The 21,980-nt window shown below is 53.2% G+C and carries 20 protein-coding genes, 1 pseudogene and 1 riboswitch; of the genes and pseudogenes, 7 read left to right on the top strand and 14 right to left on the bottom strand.

Annotated features, from left to right (window positions below; translation table 11 throughout):
• The first annotated feature begins 25 nt into the window (after positions 1–25).
• Positions 26–2,179 carry a DNA topoisomerase 3 gene (locus AC6RNO_RS27365; RefSeq protein ID WP_497107412.1) on the top strand — a complete coding sequence of 718 codons (2,154 nt, stop codon included), beginning with the start codon at positions 26–28 and terminating at the stop codon, positions 2,177–2,179.
• 67 nt (positions 2,180–2,246) lie between these two features.
• Here AC6RNO_RS27365 and AC6RNO_RS27360 read toward each other — a convergent pair whose 3' ends face one another.
• Positions 2,247–2,606 (bottom strand): hypothetical protein, encoded by a 360-nt coding sequence (locus tag AC6RNO_RS27360; RefSeq protein WP_497107411.1) that lies wholly within the window; start codon positions 2,604–2,606, stop codon positions 2,247–2,249.
• 171 nt (positions 2,607–2,777) lie between these two features.
• On the opposite strand from AC6RNO_RS27360, the gene AC6RNO_RS27355 reads away from it, so the two are divergent.
• Positions 2,778–3,659 (top strand): family 43 glycosylhydrolase, encoded by an 882-nt coding sequence (locus AC6RNO_RS27355; protein WP_497107410.1) that lies wholly within the window; start codon positions 2,778–2,780, stop codon positions 3,657–3,659.
• A 150-nt stretch (positions 3,660–3,809) separates the two neighbouring features.
• Here AC6RNO_RS27355 and AC6RNO_RS27350 read toward each other — a convergent pair whose 3' ends face one another.
• The 7 genes from AC6RNO_RS27350 to AC6RNO_RS27320 all read right to left on the bottom strand — a co-directional run bounded on the left by AC6RNO_RS27350 (position 3,810) and on the right by AC6RNO_RS27320 (position 11,698).
• A complete protein-coding gene (locus tag AC6RNO_RS27350; RefSeq protein ID WP_474685200.1) occupies positions 3,810–4,067 on the bottom strand; it encodes a hypothetical protein in 258 nt (85 codons plus the stop codon).
• A gap of 11 nt (positions 4,068–4,078) precedes the next feature.
• On the bottom strand, positions 4,079–4,654 hold the full coding sequence (locus AC6RNO_RS27345; protein ID WP_497107409.1) for a hypothetical protein: 576 nt from the start codon (positions 4,652–4,654) through the stop codon (positions 4,079–4,081).
• Between the two features lie 219 nt (positions 4,655–4,873).
• Positions 4,874–5,770, bottom strand: coding sequence for a WXG100 family type VII secretion target (locus AC6RNO_RS27340; protein ID WP_497107408.1), 897 nt, complete (start codon positions 5,768–5,770; stop codon positions 4,874–4,876).
• A 53-nt stretch (positions 5,771–5,823) separates the two neighbouring features.
• A riboswitch (cyclic di-GMP riboswitch) is annotated at positions 5,824–5,933 on the bottom strand.
• Between the two features lie 550 nt (positions 5,934–6,483).
• On the bottom strand, positions 6,484–7,848 hold the full coding sequence (locus AC6RNO_RS27335; RefSeq protein WP_497107407.1) for an MATE family efflux transporter: 1,365 nt from the start codon (positions 7,846–7,848) through the stop codon (positions 6,484–6,486).
• A 20-nt stretch (positions 7,849–7,868) separates the two neighbouring features.
• The gene (locus tag AC6RNO_RS27330) at positions 7,869–10,235 is read right to left on the bottom strand and encodes a beta-galactosidase (protein WP_497107406.1); all 2,367 of its coding nucleotides are present in this window, start codon (positions 10,233–10,235) and stop codon (positions 7,869–7,871) included.
• A 131-nt stretch (positions 10,236–10,366) separates the two neighbouring features.
• Complete coding sequence (locus AC6RNO_RS27325) at positions 10,367–10,969, bottom strand: methyltransferase domain-containing protein (protein WP_497107405.1); 603 nt, start codon at positions 10,967–10,969, stop codon at positions 10,367–10,369.
• A gap of 108 nt (positions 10,970–11,077) precedes the next feature.
• Positions 11,078–11,698 carry an HAD-IA family hydrolase gene (locus AC6RNO_RS27320; protein ID WP_474685195.1) on the bottom strand — a complete coding sequence of 207 codons (621 nt, stop codon included), beginning with the start codon at positions 11,696–11,698 and terminating at the stop codon, positions 11,078–11,080.
• Positions 11,699–11,763: 65 nt separating this feature from the next.
• Here AC6RNO_RS27320 and AC6RNO_RS27315 point away from each other — a divergent pair, with 65 nt between their 5' ends.
• The 3 genes from AC6RNO_RS27315 (at position 11,764) to AC6RNO_RS27305 (ending at position 15,263) form a co-directional block, all read left to right on the top strand.
• A complete protein-coding gene (locus AC6RNO_RS27315) occupies positions 11,764–11,991 on the top strand; it encodes a hypothetical protein (protein WP_474685194.1) in 228 nt (75 codons plus the stop codon).
• Positions 11,992–12,161: 170 nt separating this feature from the next.
• A complete protein-coding gene (locus tag AC6RNO_RS27310) occupies positions 12,162–12,710 on the top strand; it encodes a CcdC protein domain-containing protein (protein WP_474685193.1) in 549 nt (182 codons plus the stop codon).
• A 1,092-nt stretch (positions 12,711–13,802) separates the two neighbouring features.
• Complete coding sequence (locus tag AC6RNO_RS27305; RefSeq protein ID WP_497107404.1) at positions 13,803–15,263, top strand: CoA-acylating methylmalonate-semialdehyde dehydrogenase; 1,461 nt, start codon at positions 13,803–13,805, stop codon at positions 15,261–15,263.
• 26 nt (positions 15,264–15,289) lie between these two features.
• Here the strand turns inward: AC6RNO_RS27305 and AC6RNO_RS27300 are convergent, their stop codons facing one another.
• Positions 15,290–17,119 carry an ABC transporter transmembrane domain-containing protein gene (locus AC6RNO_RS27300; protein ID WP_497107403.1) on the bottom strand — a complete coding sequence of 610 codons (1,830 nt, stop codon included), beginning with the start codon at positions 17,117–17,119 and terminating at the stop codon, positions 15,290–15,292.
• A gap of 32 nt (positions 17,120–17,151) precedes the next feature.
• Positions 17,152–17,697, bottom strand: coding sequence for a spore protease YyaC (yyaC, locus tag AC6RNO_RS27295; RefSeq protein ID WP_488438293.1), 546 nt, complete (start codon positions 17,695–17,697; stop codon positions 17,152–17,154).
• Positions 17,698–17,770: 73 nt separating this feature from the next.
• Between yyaC and AC6RNO_RS27290 the strand changes: the two genes are divergently transcribed.
• Entirely contained in the window at positions 17,771–18,958 is a 1,188-nt protein-coding gene (locus tag AC6RNO_RS27290) for a glycosyltransferase (protein ID WP_497107402.1), read from the top strand.
• A gap of 310 nt (positions 18,959–19,268) precedes the next feature.
• Here the strand turns inward: AC6RNO_RS27290 and AC6RNO_RS27285 are convergent, their stop codons facing one another.
• Both AC6RNO_RS27285 and AC6RNO_RS27280 read right to left on the bottom strand, forming a co-directional pair.
• Entirely contained in the window at positions 19,269–19,514 is a 246-nt protein-coding gene (locus AC6RNO_RS27285) for a hypothetical protein (RefSeq protein ID WP_497107401.1), read from the bottom strand.
• Between the two features lie 108 nt (positions 19,515–19,622).
• A pseudogene (locus AC6RNO_RS27280) lies at positions 19,623–19,901 on the bottom strand (recombinase family protein); the annotation flags it as partial.
• Positions 19,902–20,100: 199 nt separating this feature from the next.
• Between AC6RNO_RS27280 and AC6RNO_RS27275 the strand changes: the two are divergent.
• Entirely contained in the window at positions 20,101–20,331 is a 231-nt protein-coding gene (locus tag AC6RNO_RS27275) for a helix-turn-helix domain-containing protein (RefSeq protein ID WP_497107400.1), read from the top strand.
• A 492-nt stretch (positions 20,332–20,823) separates the two neighbouring features.
• On the opposite strand, the gene AC6RNO_RS27270 is transcribed toward AC6RNO_RS27275, so the two are convergent.
• Positions 20,824–21,279 (bottom strand): DUF4274 domain-containing protein, encoded by a 456-nt coding sequence (locus AC6RNO_RS27270; RefSeq protein ID WP_497107399.1) that lies wholly within the window; start codon positions 21,277–21,279, stop codon positions 20,824–20,826.
• Between the two features lie 31 nt (positions 21,280–21,310).
• Entirely contained in the window at positions 21,311–21,973 is a 663-nt protein-coding gene (locus AC6RNO_RS27265; RefSeq protein ID WP_497107466.1) for an AHH domain-containing protein, read from the bottom strand.
• Between the last annotated feature and the right edge of the window lie 7 nt (positions 21,974–21,980).

Below are 21,980 nucleotides of genomic sequence, written 5' to 3'. Positions count from 1 at the left end.
AAGTGAGATGAGGTCGCCTATTTATATGAAAATATTAGTATTGGCCGAAAAGCCCAGCGTAGCGAAGGAAATCGCCCGCGTGCTCGGCTGCAATCAAAAGCACAAACACCACCATGAAGGTCCCAAATACGTCGTAACGTGGGCGCTCGGACATTTGGTCACGCTCGCAGAGCCTGACGACTACGATCCGCGCTATAAAACGTGGAACCTGGAAGACCTGCCCATTATACCCGAGCGCATGAAGCTCAAGGTCATCAAGGAAACGTCGCACCAATACCGTGCGATCGAGCAGCTGAGCAAGCGGCCGGACCTCGCGGAGATGGTCATCGCCACCGACGCGGGGCGCGAAGGCGAGCTCGTCGCCCGCTGGATTATGGAGCTGATCCGTTGGAAAAAGCCGTTCAAGCGGCTTTGGATTTCGTCGCAGACGGATCAGGCGATCCGCGAGGGCTTCGCCCGGCTGAAGCCCGGCACCGACTACAACCGGCTGTACCAATCAGCCGTGTGCCGTTCGGAGGCCGATTGGCTGATCGGCCTCAATGTGACCCGGGCGTTGACGAGCAAGTTCAACGCCTCTTTGTCGGCCGGCCGCGTGCAGACGCCGACGCTCGCGACGCTGATGCGCCGCGAAACGGAGATTCGCGAGTTCCGCTCCGTCGATTACTGGCTGATCGAGGCCGATTTCGGCTCTTTCCGCGCGCTGTGGAGGGATCCGAAGACCGGCGATACGCGCATTTTTGACCGCGAGCGGGCGGACGCGCTGAAAGCGAAACTGCAGGGCCAGAAGGCGAAAATCGCCGCTGTCCAGCAGACCGAGAAGCAGATTCCGCATCCGCTCGCGTACGATTTGACGGAATTGCAGCGCGACGCCAACCGCAAATTCGGCTTTTCCGCCAAGCAGACTTCGAATGTGCTGCAAAGGCTGTACGAGCAGTACAAAATCGTCACTTATCCGCGGACGGACTCGCGTTACTTGACTTCCGACATGGCCGCTACGCTGCCGGGAAGGCTTAAGGGAACCGCCATCGGCCCGTATGCCGCTCTGGCCGCCCCGTTTATCCGGAAGCCGCTGAAAATAACGAAACGGATCGTCGACGACAGCAAGGTCAGCGACCATCACGCGATCATTCCTACCGGAGAAGCGGTCTCGCTGGCGGCGCTGAGCGCGGACGAAAGGCGTCTCTACGACCTGATCGTGCGAAGATTTCTGGCGCTGTTCCACGAGCCGTGCAAATATGACGAAACCCGGCTGACTCTGGAAATCGCCGGCGAGAAGCTGTATGCTTCGGGTAAAGTCATCAAGCAGGCGGGCTGGAAAGAAGTGTACGGCGCAGCGGACTTCTCCGACCCGGACCGCGATGACGCCGGGGCCGAGGAGGAGACGGCCCAACTGCTGCCGCAGGTCAAATCCGGCGACGTACTGGACGTCAGGAGCAGCCGCCAGCTCGCCAGGCAGACGAAGCCGCCCGGCCGCTACACGGAAGCTGCGCTGCTGTCGCAGATGGAAAAGCACAATCTCGGAACGCCCGCCACGCGGGCCGATATTATCGAAAAGCTGGTGTCCTCGGACACCATCGAACGCCAAGGCTCGCTCCTGCTGCCGACGGGCAAAGGAGTCCAATTGATCGAGCTCGCCTCCGAAGAGCTGCGCTCCCCCGAACTGACCGCCGGGTGGGAGCTGGAGCTGGAGCGGATCGCCAAAGGCCAGGGCAGCATGGACCAGTTCCTGAGCGGCATTCGCGCCAAAGCTGCCGAACTGGTCGGCGAAATCAAGCGGAGCTCCGCGGCTTACAAGCCGCACAATCTTACGCACAGCAAATGTCCCGATTGCGGCGAGCTGCTGCAGGAAATCAAGGGCAAACGCGGGCGATATCTCGCCTGTTCCAGCCGGGAATGCTCCTACAGGCGCGAGGCTGACGGGCAGTTGTCCAACCGGCGCTGCCCGCAGTGCCACAAAAAGATGGAAATTCATACGGGCAAGGCCGGAAAATATTTTCAATGCCGCCCCTGCAACGTGGTCGAGAAGCTGGAGAACGAAAACGGCGGCGGTGGCGGCGGCCGGCGGGCAGCGGCCAAGGCGAACCGCCAGCTGATCGAGCAGTACTCCGACAATTCGGGCGTAGGCAACAGCCTCGCCGATAAACTCCGGGCCGCCCTGCAGCAGCAAAACGGGGATTAAGGCAAAATAAAAAACCTCCAAACTCCACTCGCTTCAGTGGTTTTGGAGGTTTTTCATTGGATGACGGTTAAACGGCTCTACACGATTTCACCGACTTGGCGGACTTGCCCGAGCCCCTGACAGCCGTCTCGAGTTCTTCCACGGTGGTAATCCCCAAGCTGATCAGTGCTGCCCCGGCTTCCATGTGGAGACCGGCCAGAATATGCATACTGGAGTTCGGCACCAGCGAACTTTTAAATTCATGGAACAAAACGGCATTGTAATTTTTCAAAACCGTCATAAACTCAACGGTCGGAGGTACGAAGGAACGAAGCCCCGAAACTTTCCAGAAAAAGTCTCTGACATGATGAATATCTGTTCCCGTACGATTCAATTTGCGAATCATTTGGAAAAATTCATCAACTAACTCCTGTCTTGCGGCTGACATGAAATCCTCTCCCATTTCGGTCGTTCTTTCGACAAATATATAGTCCTATATAATCATAGCACATGTAGTTCGAAAGTTCTATTCAGTTTCGATATAAATCCGCTCTTATTTTATCTTATATTTTTTACTATAATTAGCTAGACATATATTTGATTATGGAGGCCATAGCGCATGACTTCACTTCCACTTTCGCAAATCAATTTCAGAGATCCTTTTATTTTGCCCGTTCCGCAGGAAGGCGTTTATTACTTGTACGGAACCGCCGGCCTTACCGCTTGGTCGGGAAAGCCGCACGGCTTCGATGTTTACACCAGCTCCGACCTTGTTCATTGGGACGGGCCGAAGGCCGTTTTCCGCCCGGACGAAAGCTTCTGGTCCGATCATCATTACTGGGCCCCTGAAGTTCATATTTACGAGGGGCGCTTTTATATGTTCGCCTCGTTCAAAGCCGAAGGCCGGTGCCGCGCTACGCAAATTCTCGTATCGGACAGCCCGGAGGGGCCTTTTGTACCACATGGGACAGATCCGGTGACGCCGGAGGACTGGGAATGTTTGGACGGGACTTTATTCCTGGATGAGCAGCGCGCGCCTTGGATGATTTTTTGCAGGGAATGGCTGCAGGTTACGGACGGAGAAATGTATGCCGTAAGGCTGAAAGAGGATTTGACGGGAACTGTAGGCGAGCCTATGCTGCTGTTCCGCGCCTCGGAGGCGCCATGGTCGGTCGGCGGCAAGGAGGGGCAATACGTGACGGACGGCCCTTTCCTCTACCGGATGAAAGACGGAGAGCTTGTCATGCTCTGGTCGAGCGGAGGCCGCCAAGGCTACGCGATGGGTCTCGCCCGGTCGCAGTCCGGGCTCGTTACGGGCCCATGGGTGCACGACGCAGCGCCCGTATTCGGCGAGGATGGCGGCCACGGCATGCTGTTCCGCGATTTTGCGGGCAGGCTGCTGCTCACCATCCACGCCCCGAACGTGAACCCCGAGGAGCGCCCGATCATCCTCGAGCTGGAAGAGCGCGACGGCACCTTGGCGCCGCTGCGCCGGGTGTAAAGTCAGGCGGAGCGATCGCCAAAGCGCCTGCCCGCGCAAGCTGAAGCAAAAGACCCCCCATTTCCACTCGCAACGTGGAGAAGGGGGGTCTTTTATTGGTTGAAATCACTCTTGTAATTTCTCTTAGGCCTTATTCTCTAAAGTATGACTCTAATTATTTTGAGTCAAATAGTTATGTCTACTTAATAGCAACTCATAAAAATAATCAAACGCTTCATTTTCATTATCTATTTCCTTGATGATATAATGACCTCCACGTTCCCTTGTCTCATAAATTTTCCACATACCTTTATCAAAGACACAGCCCATTACAAGCGGTTCATCTGTTATGCTATCAAGTACCATGATATACTCACCAATATTGATTTTTTCAGACTCCAGTTTCATTAGAAGCTCTTCCTTAGTCATTACAAACACCCCTAATATTTTGGTATAATCCCCATTCTCTCCAGTATTTCTCCATTCAACGGTGTTACAATTTGCTCTGCCCCACCATTCATTAATACCTCACCTGTAGAGCTACTAGTCCATGGTGCAGCAGTGCCTTTCAATCCATAAGTTGCATCCACATTTCCAACGGCTTGTTTTACATTTTCCTGGAGACTTGTGTATTGTGCCTTAAATCTGTCAAACTCAATATTAGAAACAGGCTTCTTTTCATTTGCACTTACAATTCGATTCAACTCTTCAAGATTTCCACTCTTGATAGCATCAATGGCATCAAAATACGAATCCTTTAAGAAAGTTCCTTCATGCCTTGCTGTTAAATTTTCCACATAAGGAATTGCACGTTGATCATAAGTGAATGGTACACCGTTATTAGGTAAAGTAGTGAAATTCTCCCCAGCCTTCCCCCCAACTCTATCCCATTGTTCTGGCAAAGGATTTTTTCTGTTGATAGATTGGATTGAATCTTCTACAAATCCCAGATTATCTGGCCAATCTACAATCATTCTGCCGTTTGGTCCAAATCCTTCAGGCTTCAGGAATTTCATGTCAGAGACAACTGTAACATCACCTTTAACTTCTAACGCAGCATACGCTTCATGAATCTTTTCAAACTTCTGTTCAGCAGTTAAATCCGTTCGTTTTCCTATTTCACTGATATATTCAAAGTATTCCCCTACATTTTTAAATTTAAGATTTCCTCGTCCCTCACCCTCTGGCAGCTTCTCATTTGGTCTCTCATGTGGCTTCTCAGGCGGTTTGATCGTTTACGGAGGAGTTCCCTGGTCTGCTTCGCCGATTCCTCTGGCCGTATTCCCTAAAGCAGGCTTCCCCTTCGAAATAAGCGCCGATGTCCCTCCCGTGATCATGGAAGCCAGCCCAAAGCTCGCCATCCAATGCTCCTTGGAGAGCGCTTCTTTCGGATCCAATGCCTCCTTGACCGTTTCGACGGCCCCCATGCTCAGCCAATTGGCAAAATCGTAGGGAGAATCCATCATTTTGTTTGCCCTATTTTGTAGACCGTCGTTGATGCCTTTTGGAATACCCATGGTTACATAATTCAAAAAATCAGCAGGGGAGTCCAGGGAGTGGGCGGCGCGTTCTTCGAATCCTTTTATCATGTCCTTCCCGATTTCCTGGAAGCTATCCAGCGATTTCGTGACAAAAGTGCTCGGGACCTCCAAATAATCCATCAACTTGGCGCTCTTATTCACCATTGTCGCGTAGGCTTCTAAGGCTGTCAATCCCAGTTCCTTGAAGTTGGATTGCTTCCCGGCGGCTTGGCCGCTGCCAAATAACGCCGACATCAACCTTGCGGTGTTGCTAATCGGAGAAAGAAAACTAAACCCTTTGTTGACGGCATTCTTCACAAAAGAAAGAGCGCCGCTCATGCTGAACCCCTTGCTCTTCCCGTCCGCCTCATCGAATTGATTCGCTTTTTTCGTGGTGAAGTCCTGGATTTGCTGCAGTTCGTAGCGCAGTTCTTGCAGCATCCGGTCAATCGATTGGTAGCCGCTATCCACATCGGACCGATGCCGGCTGGACATCGCAAGCCCGTTCATTGCGCTGCGGAGCTGGCTTTGGATGCGCTCCAGCGTCCCGATGGTCGTGCGAAGCTCGCTGGCCGTCGCTCGCAGCGTCGACGTGTCTACACATATTTGCACCTGGCTTCCTCCTCGCATTACACTACTTGCCGCAAAACAAAAAACCAACTGCTGTTGGCGGCCCGGCTGCCGTTTCCTGAGGATGTCTGACGACTTGCACCCCATAGAAGTAGACCCGTGGCTTTGCGTCCCTGTCTTTCGGTCAGGTTTGCCTTTTCAATTTCACTTGGTTATTAGGTATTTAAAACTATGAAAATAGTACATTAGTTTCAATACAAGTTCCATATCAACCCATAATCTAACATATTTCCACAAAAAAGTTTTTACGCGGGTGATCCATGGGTTATACGTATTAGGCTTAGAGGAACTGGAGAAGCGACAATGTTCGGCACAACCGTGCTCTCCATCTCGCACCTGTCCTGGTGCGGGGGATGCCGCTGCATGGCGGACGGTCATGAGGCGGTTTGACAAACCAGGACAGGAGAAAACCTGCAAAAGTGCAGGTTTTTCCTGCGGAAAAGCTTCATTTTGGCAAATGCCTGCGAAAGTGCAGGAATTTCCGGCGAAAATGAGCCCGAGCCCACGCACGAAGTGAAAAAACTGCACAATTGCAGGAATTGTTCGCGTCCAGCGGATTAAGGGTGCAAATTGATGTATATTTGCAGGTTTTCTTCGCACCACACCACACCGCACCGGCAGCACCACCATCGCCAGGAAGATTGTGGCTATCGGCTCTGAGCACGCCCTTAAGGCATGCTCCGTCGCTCCCTCCTCTATGTTCCAACCGCCGGGGCAGCACCCTGCTCCTTCGGCTGGGCTATGCCGCGTTTCCAACGGCGCCAAGCCAATACGGCCCGGAACGTTTCGTCGACCATATAGGCGGCAAAAATGCCGTAGATCCCCCAGCCAGCCGTAATCCCGAACAAATATGCGCCGCCGGTTGTCGTCAGCCACATACCCAGCACGCTGATGACAGCCACAAACCTGGCATGGCCGACGACATTCAAAGCGTTGGTCAGACAGAAGGTCCAGATGCGCAGCGGCTGCCACACAAGGCAAAATGTGAAAACAGGCAGCGCAGCCGCAATCACCTCTTGATCCCGGGTGAACCACCCCAAAGCTGTGCGCGCGAAGTACCAGGCGAGCAGAGCGGCGCAGAGCGTTGCGGCCATACCGGCTCTGGCGCCCAGGTAAGGGCTGCGTCTCACAAGGTCATGCCGCCCGGCTCCGAACAATTGTCCCACTTGAATGGACACGGCAGCGCCGACAGCGGAACCGATAACCCACGGAAACTGCTGAATCACGTTCAAATACGTGAAGGAGGCAAGCTGCGTCTCACCAAGCGAGGACACAATGGAAAGCACAACAACCTGCGACAATCCCCAGGATACCGATGTAAAAATCGAAGGCACGCCAATCGACAGCATTTCCCTCATTAACGGTCTGTCATAGCCTTTCCAGTCCAGCCGGCGCATACCGTGCCTGAATGCCTGATACAGCAGCCACATGCAGCATAGCAATGCAGCGGAACGGCTTGCCAGAGTCGAGATCGACACGCCCAGAATGCCGAGCGTCGGAAAGCCGAGCAAACCGAATATCAATACGGAATTCGACGCCGCATGGATCAGATTCATACCGATGGAAACGACCATCGGCCCCCGCGTGTTCCCCGTGCTGCGGATGAAAGACGAGATGCTGAGGTGGAGCACCGTCACGAACATCCCGGCGCCGACGATTCTTAGGTACGTAACGGCGTAATCGTGCACTTCGCCGGGGGCGTTCATCAGCCGAACGATAGGTTCCGCCAACATGCAGAGGAGCATGCTGAGCGCCAGACCGCCGGTGAGGTTTATTTTGATCGCCATAAATGCCGTCCTGCGCGCCTCAGCGGTTTTTCCCGCTCCCCATTTCCGGGCGACTACGACACCCGCTCCTGAATTGATAAGAAAAAATACCGTCATTATGGATTGAATAACTTGATTGGAAAGCCCAACCGCCGAAACCGCGTTATCCCCGATACTACTGACCATCAGCGAATCGACGGTTCCCATCAAAAACTGAAGAAGCATTTCGACCGCGATCGGCCAGGATAAGCTCCACAGCGAAATTCGTTTGAGATCTAGTTGCGATTGCTCCATAGGTGAAAATAGCCCTCCGTCTACCCCTTGGCAACCGTTAGGCAAACCTCCGGGATGAGGCGAACGGAGCGGATTTGGGCTACTTCCTGGCCGACGAACGTCTGCTGGATGGCCATGGCCGAATCGCTGGTTACGATTGTCCCCCGGCGGGCCGGAACGACGACTACGTCAAGCGGCTGAGCATGCAGCTGCGCTTCCAGGCGGGTCAATCCAAGCTCCCATGCATCGCCGTTCCAGAAATGGTCGCCGACAAGCTTGCCGCCTATAAAAGCGCTGCCGATGTCGCCTTCGTATTCGACGGACAGGAACCATTCATGCAGGTTAGGCAGACTCCATGCAGATTCGGGAATTCGCACCACCGCTTTGCGGCCGCCGATCAACTGCACCTCCGCTTCCAGCCGATTCGGCGGAAGCTCCAGGCGGTAGCGTGCGAATCCCGCTTCCGCCTCCCCTGTCGGCGTCAGCGTTCCCGCGCCGGCAGAGCAGGAAAGTGTCAGCCGTTCCGCTGCAAACACGCCGAATTCAACAGTTCCCCCGTCACGGTGAAACAGTCGAAGCTGATCGTCAAGCACGGCGACCGGGCTTTCCGACAAAATCAATCTGTGCTCGCCCCAGACGCTCACGTCATACAACCGCAGCGACTGCTCATGGGTGAGCAGCCTGATCTGCACGGCGGTTCCGTCCGTTTTTTTCAAACGGATCACGCCCTGGCCGTCCGGACCAAACCGAACTAACGTCCGCGCCCCCGCACGCTGCACCGAGCCGCCATCGGATTCCACGCCCGCCAAATCCGGACCGGCGAAAGCAAACTCCGCCTCCATGCCTTCAGGCGTGAAGAAGAAATAAACGGTCTCATCTCCCGCCCCGATTTTCGTAAGCGGCTGAGCGGTCGCATATTTCAAAAGAATGCCGTCCAGGTCCAAATGAAAAGGAAGCATAGCCGAAACGTTCCGCCGTAGCGTGAATCCGCCCGATTCGGGTACCCGCAGCGTCTCGCCGTCCAGCTCCAGCGCAATCGACACGTCGTGATGATCTTTCATCTCCACATGATCCTGAAAGTTGTTCAGGAACAAATACCCCGCTCCGTCGCGCGCGCGGGCCGCATAACGCACATGCTCCGTATCGGCCGGGGTCAGCAGCGCGGCATTGTCCGGCAGCACTGTGGCCGTATCGCAGAGCGTTTCGCCGAAGCTGCGCAGGAAGGTGAACAGCCCCTTCAGCCTGCGGTACGACTCGCGGACTTGACCGAATTCGCCGATCGGCGCCTGATAGTCATAGGATATTTTCGGACACGTTTTCTCGTTCATGTAAGCATGTTTGCCTACGGGCTGGGTACCGCCATGGAAGACGTAGTAGCCGATAAAATTGCAGCCTCCGGCGATTTTTTGCAGCGTCATCGCCTGCACGCTCTCCGGCTCCACCTGAAACCGCGCCAAATACCAGGCCTGCATTCCTCCGCCCATCTCGCAGCAGGCATAGGGATAGTTTTCCGGCTCGTAAGGCGGCTCAAACCCGTGAGCCTGGCGCGCATTGTTATGATAGTCCGCAAACAAAAACTCGGTCGTCGGCGGCTGCTCAGGCTGATTTTCGTTGACATTCCAGGGCGTGTACGCATAACCTCCATAGAGTGGCAGCACTTCGTCCTCCAGCACAGGCGCCCCGCCCCAACCGGTAGACGTATAAATCGGCGCAACCAATCCAGCTTCCAAAGCGAGCCGCTTCAATTCCCTCATATGCTCCGCCCCGTCCTCGCCGGCCGGTACGAATTCGTTGCTCTGCCCGTTCGTATGCTCCCAAGGCGCGCCTGCATGCATATATTCATTTTCCAGCTGGATGCCGATAACCGGACCGCCGTCCTTGAACATCAGGCCTTCGGCTTGCTTACCGATTTCTTTGTAGAGCCGGGTCACATAAGCCAGATAAGCCCCATCGTTGGAACGGACCTCGAACGGTCTGCCGTACAGCCAATCGGGAATCCCTCCATTGCGGCACTCACCATGGCAAAATGGCCCGACCCGCAAAATCAGATGCAGCCCGTGCTTGCCGCACAATTCAATAAATTTGCGCAGCTGCAAATTGCCGTCCCAGCAAAACCGCCCTTCCTCTTCTTCGTGATGAATCCAAAAAATGTAGGTAGCGACGATATTCACGCCCGCCGCCTTCATTTTTAACAGAGCTTCCTCCCATCCCTCATCGGGATAACGGGAGTAATGAAACTCGCCCGCAATGCCGAAAAACGGCCTGCCGTTCCATTCCATGTAATAATTGGTAAAAGAAATCCGATCCCCTTGCGGGTTTTGACCGCCTAACCGCAGCGTGCCCGGCCGCACTCGCTTCGTTATCCCTTGCAAATTCAAGGCAAGACGCTTGCCGCCTGCTGTGTCCATTCCATCATTCCCTTTCGGTTCCCATGGACGCGTTGCCCGTCCAAATCCGGTTTTCTTCTACTGTATCAGCAATCGCCTGAAATACATACAAGACAAAGTTACGCTTTTCAGGAAAATCCTCAACAGTTTCGTTATTCCGGCTTGCGGGCGATCACAATCGTTGCGGCATGGCAGTGCGGGACCCCGGAGGAATTGCAGTCAAATATGTACTCTTCGACGTACGGCTGCTCCCAATCCGCGTAATGATCCTGCAGTTCGCCGGGTTTGTACAAATATTCGTTCACTCCCCAGTCCGGCGCTATCTCCACATCCGGGTGCTCGTTAAAAGCAAACAAGACGTGCAGCCCGCCCGCTCGGGTATTGGATTTCCACTGGGCAAACTGCTTCAGCCGCCTTTCGGGGCGGATATATTGGAGCGCTCCTATCGAATAAAGAAGATCGACCGGCTGTTCAAGCTGAAAGGTATTGATATCCCCTTCCTGCGTATCCACATGCACCCCCGCTTCCCCGGCAAGCCGGACCGCCTTGGCCAGCCCAGCCGGGGAGGTATCGACGGCCAGCACCCTGTAACCGTGCTGCGCCAAAAATACGCTGTCACGCCCTTCACCCGCCCCCAAATCAACGGCATAGCCGCCATGACCGTAGCGCGGTACCATCAGCGCCATCCGGTTGGGCTCTTTTCCCCAATAATACGATTCTTGCGTGTAAAGCTCCTGAAGCTGTTCTTTGTCCATAAAGCATCCTCTCATACGAAAACATTTTGAGGAGTCTGGCGGGCTGAGTTCACCCTCCAGACTCCGAGCTTGCGCGCGCTGCTCTTATATGCAAAATAGACCTTAACGTTACGTCAAGGTCAAGAGAATTTTCAAAAGCTCGGACGGTTCGCCGACCACATAGTCGGGTCTTCCGCGGCGAAGCAGCACGGGAGCGTCGTAACCCCACGTCACGGCGATTATGGGCACGCCCAGCTTCCTGCAGGCTTCAATATCCCGCAGCTCGTCGCCCACATACGCGATTTGCGAAGGCGAAACCCCCCACCGCTTCAAAATTTTTCGAATCGATTGATGCTTCCCGTCCAAATGCTTCGCCGATACGATCTCGTAGAACGCATGTTCCAGCTTGTTGTTCCGCAAAATCTGGCGGATATTGCTCGTCGAATTGGAAGACAGGATGGAAAGCTTGTGGCCTTCGGCGATAAGTCTGCCGATTACTTCTTTCATACCGGGAACGATATGCAAAAAGCGGATGTTTTCCTGGTAGCGCTGCCTGGCCGTCAAAATAAGCTTCGGAATTTGCAGCACAGGCACCCCCAGCCACTCCACACGTTCGGAAATGGATAGGGAGCGCAGCAGCATTAGATCCAGATTGCGGATTTTACGAAACCGGTGTTCGGCAGCCAGTTCATTATAAAGCTTCACAAGCAAAGCCCTGGAATCGACCAACGTCCCGTCAAAATCAAACAAGATGTGTTTCTTCATCAGCTATAAAATAATAATGGGGCCGGACCTTCCGGCGGCACTTGTCGAACTTGGTTGCTGGCAAATTCTTTGTTCGGGTCCAGCGCATAATGAGGATTGCTGATATCCCGAAGATCTTCCCAGTTGCAGGCGACACCGCCGCCATCGGCATCGCCGGCATGCATTTTGCAGCTGCTGCAAAAATGTTGATGCTGAGCGGCGTCCAGCTTTACAACCTTGTTACGCAGACAGCAATATATTTCGTTGTCGGCATTGCAAATATTGACATGAGTAATTAGAGCCATTGTTCAGCCAACTCCTTGCGGTACAATATGTGTGTAATAGTAAGTGTATCGACATACTATTAAGTGTATGACGGATTTTTGTAAACGGAATAATATTTTTAATGACAGACCGTCTAATTTTGCTACAATGGAATCACCTGATCATATAGTCTGGAGGAAAAACCGTGCAAACCTGGTCGCACTACGCAATTCCGATCCTTGTCGCGGGTTTGATCATTTACCGCCGCACCAAACGAACCATCGGATTTCAAAAATTATCGCGCGGCAGACTCAAGTTCCGGATCGTCATGTTCGGCATTATCGGACTTTTAATTCTATCGCTTGGCTTCGTCCATCCGGTTTATTTCATAGGCGATGCCGTCGGTGTGGCCGCCGGAGCCGCTCTGGGGCTTGCCGCGATCCGCCATACCCGCTTCGAGCACCGCGCCGACGGCTGGTATTACCGGACTCATATATGGATTGAGATCACGGTTTTAGTGCTGTTTTTAGGCCGTATCGCTTACCGGATCGTCGTTATGGCGACAATGCCCAATCCCGGCGCCGCGAACCCCGCCGATCCTTCCCAATTCGCCAAAGATCCGACGACGGCCGGCATTTTCTTTGTCATCGTAACGTATTACATCCTCTTTTTCGGCTATTTGCTTCGTGAGGAAGTAAAACTCGAAAAAGGCCCGCAGCCGAACGGCGAGGATTCCTATATCGAAAACAAATGAGCCTGATTCAACGAAACCGGCCCGCAAGTAAACCAAAAAACGCCTCCAATACCACTATACAAGTGGTGCGAGGCGTTTTTTTTGCGAGAGCGCACCGTTGCGGGGTGCTTGATGATCCGGGGCGCAGGCTGTCGTACGCAAGAGCCAGCGGCAATTATGCCTGGCTACGCGAAGCCAGCGGGCACTTTCGCCTGGCTATGCAGAGCCGGCGACAATTCTGCACGGCTACGCGAAGAAAACCTGCAAAAAAGCAGGTTTTTGCGCATAGATACGCTGGCTACGAAAAATTCCTGCAAATGTGCAGGCTTTTCGCCGCGAATATGGGCTCAGACTCATATTCATCGAAAATTCCTGTACAATCGCAGGCTTTTCGCTAAAACGAGTCACTTTCCCGGAAAAAGCCTGCACTTTTGCAGTTTTTCGGGCTGACTAACCGCTTCGCGAATGGCCGCATCCCAATTTTTGCACCCCTTCCGGCTACCCTAACAAAAATCTCGCGACTCCCCCCACAGTTTGACCATTGCAGTTTTCAGGCTGACTAGCCGCTTCACAAATGGCCGCACCCCAATTTTTGCACCCCTTCCGGCTACCCTAACAAAAGTCTCGCGACTCCCCCCCACAGTTTGACCATTGCAATTTTTCGGGCTGACTAGCTACTTCCCAACCACCTACGCCAAGCCTTTGAGCAGCAAAAGTGCAGCGTCACCTAACTATTCCACAAGGAACTATGCATTCTCATCGTTGCGAGCCGGCGTGCGGGCTTTGGAGACCCACCTTTGCTGCGCAGGATTTCCGCTGCGTTGAACGCAGACCGGTCGGCTTCACCAACGCCGCATTATCGCAGACGTTCGGCTTCTCCTGGCGCTATTTGCCCCCCTACGTGGGATGCCGCATGCCTAAACAGCAATGCCCGGAAATTCCCCATATCAGGTTTGCTGCAAGAAATCATCGCTTTTACACAGGGGGATTTCCCTTCTCCGTTTCAATTTGTAAAAAAATTAACGCATCTTTTACACAATGTGTCTAATGTTTTAGGGTCTCGCAGTTTTTATACTAAATAAGAGAATGATACTGGCAAAAGGGGGATTTTCGATGACTACAGCGAGTGAAGCGGTAAAAATAAAAAATTTTATAGGCGGACGATGGGTAGAGGCGTCTGGCGGGCGTTACGAGGATGTGCCGAATCCGGCGACAGGCGAAATCATTGCGCGCGTGCCCATCTCGACGGAGGAAGATGTGGATTTGGCGGCTCAGGCGGCAAGCAAAGCTTTTGAGTCATGGAAAAAAATAGCCGTACCGCGCCGCGCGAGAATATTGTTCAGCTATCAGCAGCTGCTGGTCCGGCATTGGGAGGAGCTTGCCCGGATTGTGACGATGGAGAACGGCAAAAGCTATGGCGAAGCTTACGGTGAAGTGCAGCGCGGCATCGAATGCGTCGAATTTGCCGCAGGCATCCCGACACTGATGATGGGCAGCCAGCTCCCGGACATCGCCACCGGCGTTGAATCCGGCATGTACCGCTATCCGCTTGGCGTCGTCGGCGGCATTTCCCCTTTCAACTTTCCGATGATGGTGCCTTGCTGGATGTTCCCGCTGGCGATCGCTTGCGGAAATGCTTTCGTGCTCAAGCCGTCCGAACGGACGCCGCTGCTGGCGAACCGCCTGGCCGAGCTGTTCCGGGAAGCGGGGCTGCCCGACGGCGTGCTCAACATTGTGCATGGCGCCCGCGAGGTCGTGAACGGCATGCTCGAACATCCCGACATCAAGGCCATCTCTTTTGTCGGGTCCCAGCCTATCGCCGAGTTTGTATATCAAACAGGAACCGCTCACGGCAAAAGAGTGCAAGCGCTGGCAGGCGCCAAAAACCACTCAATCGTTATGCCAGACGCCGATTTGGACAACGCCGTGACCAACATTGTCAACGCCGCATTCGGCTCCGCCGGCGAACGCTGCATGGCTTGTGCCGTCGTCGTCGCGGTTGGCGATATCGCCGATGAGCTGGCGGAACGACTGCTCCAGGCGGCAAACGCGATTACGATCGGCAGCGGACTTGAAGAGGGTGTTTTCCTCGGCCCCGTCATTCGCGAAGAAAACAAGCAAAGAACGCTTCGTTACATCGAAATCGGCGAACAGGAAGGCGCCGCGCTGACGAGGGACGGCAGGCAGGATAGCGCTGCCCGGGGTCGGGGATTTTTCGTCGGCCCGACGATTTTCGATCATGTGCGGCCTGACATGACGATTTGGAAGGATGAAATCTTCGCTCCGGTGCTATCTATCGTCCGGGCCAAAGATTTGACCGAAGCGATCGAAATCAGCAACCGCTCGGAATTCGCCAATGGCGCCTGCCTCTACACGGACAGCGCCAAAGCCGTGCGCCAGTTCCGGGAAGATATCGACGCAGGGATGCTCGGCATCAATCTGGGAGTACCTGCGCCGATGGCTTTCTTCCCCTTCTCCGGCTACAAAAAGTCGTTCTACGGCGATCTGCACGCAAACGGCCGTGACGGCGTCGAATTTTACACCCGCAAAAAAATGGTGACCGCCCGATACTAAAAAACGGAAATCGGCACTCCCCTCATTCACGCTTCGGCCTCCTCAGCCGCTTCCGCCTTGGCGAACTGCGTGCGGTACAGGCGCGCATACAGCCCCTCCAGCGCCAGCAGCTCGCTGTGCGTGCCCCGCTCCACGACGCTGCCCGCCTCGATCACCAGAATGTGATCGGCGGCCAGCACCGTGGAGAGGCGGTGCGCGATCACGAGCGTCGTGCGCCCCTGCATCAGCTCCTCGAGCGCGGCCTGCACATAGGACTCGGACTCCGAGTCCAGGTGCGAGGTCGCTTCATCGAGGATCAGGATGCGCGGGCGCTTCAAAATCGCGCGGGCGATGGCGATCCGCTGCCGTTCGCCGCCGGAGAGCCTGTGGCCGCGCTCGCCCACCCTCGTGTCGTACCCTTGGGGCAGCGACACGATGAAGTCGTGAATGTAGGCCTGGCGGCACGCGGCCTCCATTTCCTCTTGCGTTGCGTCCGCCTTCGCAAACAGCAGGTTCTCGCGAATCGTCGCGTGAAACAGGAACGATTCCTGCGTCACGTACGCGATGCCGCTGCGCAGCGAAGCAAGCTGAACGCCGCGTACGTTCACGCCGTCAACCTCGACGGAGCCCTCCGTCGGGTCGTACAGCCGCGCGATCATGCCGATCAGCGTCGATTTGCCCGCGCCGCTCGGCCCGACGAGCGCGATCATCTCCCCTGGCTGCGCCTCGAACGAGACGCCGCGCAGCGCGTACTGCCCAGGCTTATAAGCAAAAGACACCTGCTTATAAGCCACATGCCCGCGGATCGGCGGCAGCGGCCGCGCATCCGGGCTTTCGAGGACATCGGGCTCCATGTCCTCGTATTCAAAAATGCGCTGGAACACGCCCAGCGCGGTCGCGACCTCCACCTGCAGGTTCAGCAGCGTGCCCACGGGCATGTACAGGCGGCCCAAATACGCCGCGAAAGCGACGATGCCGCCGATCGTCATGCTTCCGGTAATGACCGAATAGCCGCCGTACAAATAAATGATCGCCGTGCCCAGCGGCCCCAGCGTGCCCGTCGCCATGTTGAACCAGCGGCCGACGAGGTTCAGCCGCAGCTCCAGGTCCATGACCTTCTGGTTCATGGACCGGTACTCCGCTTCCTGCTCCCGCTCCCTGCCGAAAATGCGCGTCAGCAGCGCCCCGGAGATGCCGAAGCTTTCGCTCAACTGCGAGGCGATGTCCCCTCGCACCTTTTGCGTCTCCAAGCGGAGCTGCTTGCGCATTTTGGACACTTTTCGCACCGGCAGCACGAACAGCGGTAAAATAAGCAGCGACACGATCGCCAGCTTCCAATCGAGGGCAAACAAGATGACGACCGTCGTCCCGACGATGACGATGTGCGTAATGGAAGATACGACCAGCGAAGTGACGACGTTTTGAATCGCCTGGACGTCGCCTGTCAGCCGCTGTACGATTTCGCCGGACTTGGCGTCCGTGAAGAAGGACATCGATTGCCGCTGCAAATTGCGATAGAGCGACTGCCCCAGGTCCCGCATCACCCCTTGGGTCACTTTCGTATTCAAATGATTTTGCCATACCCCCAGCACGCCGCTTCCGACCGGGAGCGCAATCATGAGCAGCGCCATTTCCGCGAGCAGCCGCAAACTGCCCTGCGGAATCGCTTTGTCGATAATTTCCCGCATGACGAGCGGAGGGATCAGCCCGATGACGGCCGACAGCAGCGCCAGCAGCAAAATGACGGCCAACTGCCCCCCATATCCGCGAAAAAGCCGCAAAATACGGCGCAGCGACACATCTTTCAAACTGGCTTTGTCCGCTCTCCCCTTTTTCTCCAAATGATGGCTTACGCCTTCGCCAAATCCGTTCCTCACCTGTCCTCACTCCGATCCGGTTTCAAACATTGTTATGATTCGCGCGGCGGCGGAACTGCCCGCAATATCGCATCCGCCACTTCCTCCGCCATTCGGAGCACGCTGTACAGCGAGGTCGTCTGGAGGATCGCATACTGCTTCGGCCCCTCCGCGTTGACAATCGCCGCTATCGTGAAATCCCCTACCTGCGGAAGCGCCTTGCCCACCGATTTGCCGGGAACGATCGGCTGATTCGATACTTGATACAAGCCCACGGACTCCCTCCGGCCCAGGCATGCATCGATCGCAATGACGCTGCAGCCTTGCGGTATTTCCCGCAGCCGCTCAACCAGATTGCTTGCGTCGCATGGCGCCGCCAGCGTGCCGATCACATGCGGATAGCCCGCCTGCTCCAGCCGTGAGCCGACCAACGGCCCCAGCGCATCTCCCGTCGAACGATCGGTTCCGATACATACAAAAGCGAGAGTCTGCGGCTCCAGCCCGCACTCCCCGGCGATTTTTTGCAAAAAGGGGGCGAGTTCTTCTCCCTTTATTTTTTTCCAATAACGGTCCTCACGCACGACCGGCTCCTGTTTCATGGTCTCATTGCCCCCCGCTCTTTCCGAATGGTATAATGCAGTCAATTTCTATTCTTCCACATGGAGGTACACCATGTCCATACTTGGGTTTGCCGCTTCCCTGACCGTTCTGTACTGGCTGGCGATGAGCGCGGTCGTGCTCAGAGGCCTGAAACTGCTGCATACGCTTCCCCGTGGCGCCGCTCTTCCGGACAAGCCCCCGCTAGTATCGGTCATCATCGCGGCCAAAGAAGAAGAAGGCACCATCATGGAGACGGTCAGGCATCTGCTGTCGCAAAATTACCCGCGGCTTGAAATCATCGCCGTCAACGACCGCTCCAAAGACGCCACCGGCGTCCGGCTCGAAGAGCTGCGCGCATGGTCGGAGCGGAAAAGCGGCATTTCCGTCCCGCTGCGCATCATTCACATCACACAGCTGCCCGAAGGCTGGCTGGGCAAAAATCACGCCCTCTATCAAGGCTATTTGCAAGCGAGAGGGCAATATTTGCTGTTTACCGATGCCGACATTCTTTTTTCGCCAACCGCCGTCTCCGACGCTGTCGCTTATATGAAGCGGCACGGCGTCGAGCATCTGACCCTTGCCCCGAACATGATCGCGCGTCATACTCTGCTGCGGGGATTCGTTCATTTCTTTTTCTTTTCGTTCTCGCTGTTCGTCCGCCCCTGGAATGCGAACCGGGACGATACGAGACGCCATGGCATGGGAATCGGCGCCTTTAATATGGTGAGCCGTCAGGCGTACGAGGCCGTCGGCACCCATAAAGCGATTGCGCTCAGACCCGACGACGATCTTCAGTTAGGCGTTCAGCTGAAAGGAGCCGGATTCAAGCAGCGCGTTTTATCGGCCAGGCATACGCTTCAGGTAGAGTGGTACCCGACGCTGCGCGATGCGGTGAAAGGGCTTGAGAAAAATCTTTTTTCCGGCTTCGGTTACAACTTGTCGTTCGCGCTGCTGGCCTGCATCGGGCAGCTGCTGTTTTTTATTTTCCCATGGATCGGCATGCTCCTCACCGGAATCTGGCCCGCCGCCGCATATGCCCTGTGCGTAATCCTGCAAATCGTGCTGTACCGGAAGCTGATGTTCGGCTTGATGGGTGAGCGCGGCAAAGAAGCTTACCTGCTCCCCGTCAGCGCTGCGCTGCTGCTGTATACGATCATCCGGTCGGTCGGGCTGACGTTCAAGCAGGGCGGCATCTACTGGAGAGGAACATTTTACCCGCTCAGCGAACTTAAAAAGAAAAGAAGCTCAGGGCAGAATTGACTTCCTTGACGATTTGCTTCTTCTCCACCGGATGAACGGCTAACGTTCTGCCATTGCCGCCCGTATCTTCTAATCCATACACAGGGGTCAAGCCTTTTGCTGTTTACTTCTTGACGAACTTCATCAGGTCATCGAAGCTGCTTAGTTTGTTTTCGATTTGACTTTCATCCAGTTTCGTATTCCAACATGACGGGATATCGAATAGGGGCAACCTCAGTTCGAGCGTTAATCTTTCGGTTCGCAATAGGACGCAAGCCTCTCTATTTTATTCCTGTCATGTTGTCCATTTTTTAATAGTGCTGCTGTAAAATCACGTTCGTTCGTTATTAGTTTGACTCCATCCTGTCATGGCTAATTGAAGATGAAGCAGATTTTCCCGTTGTTCCATTTCCAGTTTAAAAATGCTCATAAGCAGGTCTTCTATAACAATGCCTTTTATACTTCCTTTTTGTTCCCTTACAAACTCAAGGACTAATTTCTTGCAAGATTCACACACTTCTATCATTCCGAGCAAGCTTTTTTCTTCTTGTTCATAGGCGGCATATTGATTTCTCATATCGCCCACCGCTTAAATAATGGCTTGGTGCTCGCCAATAGATTCAACTTGAAGCTGATACGCCAATTCGGATAATGACCATGTAGGAAATAGCTCCAACAAGCCGTTAATATCGCCGCGCCATAGACGGTTGGTGTTCAAAACGACTACAGCATGAACAGGTTGAATAGCGATGAGGTAAAGCATGTCTTGGAAACCATGCCGATCAACCTCCAAAGTATCCTCATCTACTTTTGCGCCGCTGATACCTTCATCACTGAATACATGCAGCAGGTTCCAGCCTTGCTGCTGGCAATAGGATTCAATTTCTTCTTGCTGGTAAGATAAATTGTAACCACCCTTGGCTTGTCCTGCTGTGGACACTCGAATATAGCCGATTACGTTCATTGTAGTTGCCCTCCGTTACAGAAATTCAGATTACTGTCACGCTTCTAAAATTCTTACGCACTCTTTTCTTGATATTGCAAAACTGGTAAACTTACGTTGTTCAGTATCAATATAGTACTACCTTTTAAGGTGACTTAAAGTCACATATCATACTTTGATTATATAGTGACATATAGTCACAAGTCAAGGAGCTATTCTTATGTTTAATCGAGAAATATTTGCGGCTCGTTTAAAAAATTTACGACTTATGAAATCAATCTCACAGCAAGATATTGCCGATTTCTTAGATGTTGACAGAACTATCGTAAGTCATTGGGAAAGAGGAACGCGAATCCCTAGTTTAGAAATTGCTTACGCACTGGCAGATTATTTTGATGTAAGCCTTGACTACCTTGTTGGACGTTCTGACATTTCTCCCCACCGCGTCTAAAGCATCTATGCGGCTCTTAGAGCCATGTTATCGGGCGATATACCCCGATTACCCTAGTCATGGAAACTCCTGTAAAATCCTTCTGTGCGGTTTCACAGCCATCAGGAGAGCCGCCCAACGGGGCGGGAGGGAGCGGCGGCGGAACTCTATCTTTGTGACCGCCCTCCTATAAATGGTCGTGCTGTCTACGCTAGAAGTTGCGATATTTGTTCCTCCCATCGTCCCTTTCGGGGCAGCGTATTCTACAGTTGCATTAGATTTTGAAAATCATGTGAGAAAACGAAGACAACAAAAAACAGGTCAATCATGGTGGTATCTCACCATAATCGACCTGTTCTACGTAACGCTTCAGCGTTAATTAGGTTATACTTTTCAAGCATTACTGTACGTACAAATGAAATAGCTAAATCTATATACGGGTATTACATGGATTAAGTCTGTTATTGGTTGAATGATGAGTTCATTCGGCACTGGGTAGCCCCATATGATAAACTAGAGAACTGGGATTTCTATGTCATCACCAGGCGACTTCTCGAAGAAGACATCAGGATTACTAGGGTTTGACTTTCTTAGCTTAAAGGCTTGTACTTTTGTTAATGGAGGAGTAAAAGAAATTGACTTATTAGAGAAGTCATTATCAAATATTTTTTCATACAACTTTGAGATGAACTCTTTCCATTCACTCAAAGTTGAGACAACGACCACGTCTTTTGATTCGAGTAGACGATAGCCATCTGCATGATAAAACATTAGCAGACCTGTTCCAAAATCACAATTTTCATTGCTTAATATAGCGTTCGGAACTTCAAAGCCACTATTCCAATTATAGTTGGCGGCATATACATGAAGATACAGAGGATTCTTCATATTTTTGATTTCTACAATAATGCTTTCACTATCTTCACTATATAACAGGTCCTTCAGCTTCTGTAGTTCTTCGTTATTCATTGCAAACACACCATCCTTTCATAAAATCGGATTACTCCATCAATTGACTCAATTTCCGTTCCCAAAGTTCCACAGAAGCACCTTGGTTTGGATAAAGAGGCAATCCTTTTTCTTGGAGGTATCTGAGATTCTTCTGTAATGCATAGACTTGCTTTTGCAAGACATCAACACTTTGGTTTATGTCCATACGATTTAATGCCCCTTCTACAACTTCATTATAAACAGAATGATAGCCTTGGTGTCTAGCCATCGTACTAATGTCATTATCAGGTATTCTCAGGAATACTCCATTATTAGCATTATCAAAATCCATCCCTATTTTCTGAATAACTGGATGTGATTTCATTTCCGAAGGAATGATATGTTGGGCTTGATATCCCGACCATTTTTGGGAACGTTTTAAGCCCATTTCCTCCATCATATTCTTACCAAGTTTTGTAGAGTTTCCACCTGTAACAACCCCAGGACTACCAGGGATGAGTCTTTGACCATTACCCGTCCCCTTAGAGCCCGAACCACCTCCACCCTTTCCATGACCAACTGAATCGCCTTCGCTTTTCATATAATTCGATATTTTCCCCGTTGCGTCCTGCAAGATTTCCCTTAGCGTTGTTGTTTCAGGTATACCTCCAAACACTCCTGCCTTCTGCGGCGCAAACGGGTTAATAAATTCTGCATCCAAAATCTTATTCATATCCTGA

This window comes from Paenibacillus sp. sgz302190 (genome assembly GCF_059820445.1).
The sequence above is the reverse complement of the archived record's forward strand: the minus strand, read 5'-3'. Positions and strand labels throughout refer to the sequence as shown.

Excerpts from the sequence above, each read along its gene's own strand:
- AC6RNO_RS27365 (WP_497107412.1), top strand. The coding sequence starts at position 26 with ATGAAAATATTAGTATTGGCCGAAAAGCCCAGCGTAGCGAAGGAAATC.
- AC6RNO_RS27360 (WP_497107411.1), bottom strand. The coding sequence starts at position 2,606 with ATGTCAGCCGCAAGACAGGAGTTAGTTGATGAATTTTTCCAAATGATT.
- AC6RNO_RS27355 (WP_497107410.1), top strand. The coding sequence starts at position 2,778 with ATGACTTCACTTCCACTTTCGCAAATCAATTTCAGAGATCCTTTTATT.
- AC6RNO_RS27350 (WP_474685200.1), bottom strand. The coding sequence starts at position 4,067 with ATGACTAAGGAAGAGCTTCTAATGAAACTGGAGTCTGAAAAAATCAAT.
- AC6RNO_RS27345 (WP_497107409.1), bottom strand. The coding sequence starts at position 4,654 with ATGAAATTCCTGAAGCCTGAAGGATTTGGACCAAACGGCAGAATGATT.
- AC6RNO_RS27335 (WP_497107407.1), bottom strand. The coding sequence starts at position 7,848 with ATGGAGCAATCGCAACTAGATCTCAAACGAATTTCGCTGTGGAGCTTA.
- AC6RNO_RS27330 (WP_497107406.1), bottom strand. The coding sequence starts at position 10,235 with ATGGACACAGCAGGCGGCAAGCGTCTTGCCTTGAATTTGCAAGGGATA.
- AC6RNO_RS27325 (WP_497107405.1), bottom strand. The coding sequence starts at position 10,969 with ATGGACAAAGAACAGCTTCAGGAGCTTTACACGCAAGAATCGTATTAT.
- AC6RNO_RS27305 (WP_497107404.1), top strand. The coding sequence starts at position 13,803 with ATGACTACAGCGAGTGAAGCGGTAAAAATAAAAAATTTTATAGGCGGA.
- yyaC (WP_488438293.1), bottom strand. The coding sequence starts at position 17,697 with ATGAAACAGGAGCCGGTCGTGCGTGAGGACCGTTATTGGAAAAAAATA.
- AC6RNO_RS27290 (WP_497107402.1), top strand. The coding sequence starts at position 17,771 with ATGTCCATACTTGGGTTTGCCGCTTCCCTGACCGTTCTGTACTGGCTG.
- AC6RNO_RS27285 (WP_497107401.1), bottom strand. The coding sequence starts at position 19,514 with ATGAGAAATCAATATGCCGCCTATGAACAAGAAGAAAAAAGCTTGCTC.
- AC6RNO_RS27275 (WP_497107400.1), top strand. The coding sequence starts at position 20,101 with ATGTTTAATCGAGAAATATTTGCGGCTCGTTTAAAAAATTTACGACTT.
- AC6RNO_RS27270 (WP_497107399.1), bottom strand. The coding sequence starts at position 21,279 with ATGAATAACGAAGAACTACAGAAGCTGAAGGACCTGTTATATAGTGAA.
- AC6RNO_RS27265 (WP_497107466.1), bottom strand. The coding sequence starts at position 21,973 with ATGAATAAGATTTTGGATGCAGAATTTATTAACCCGTTTGCGCCGCAG.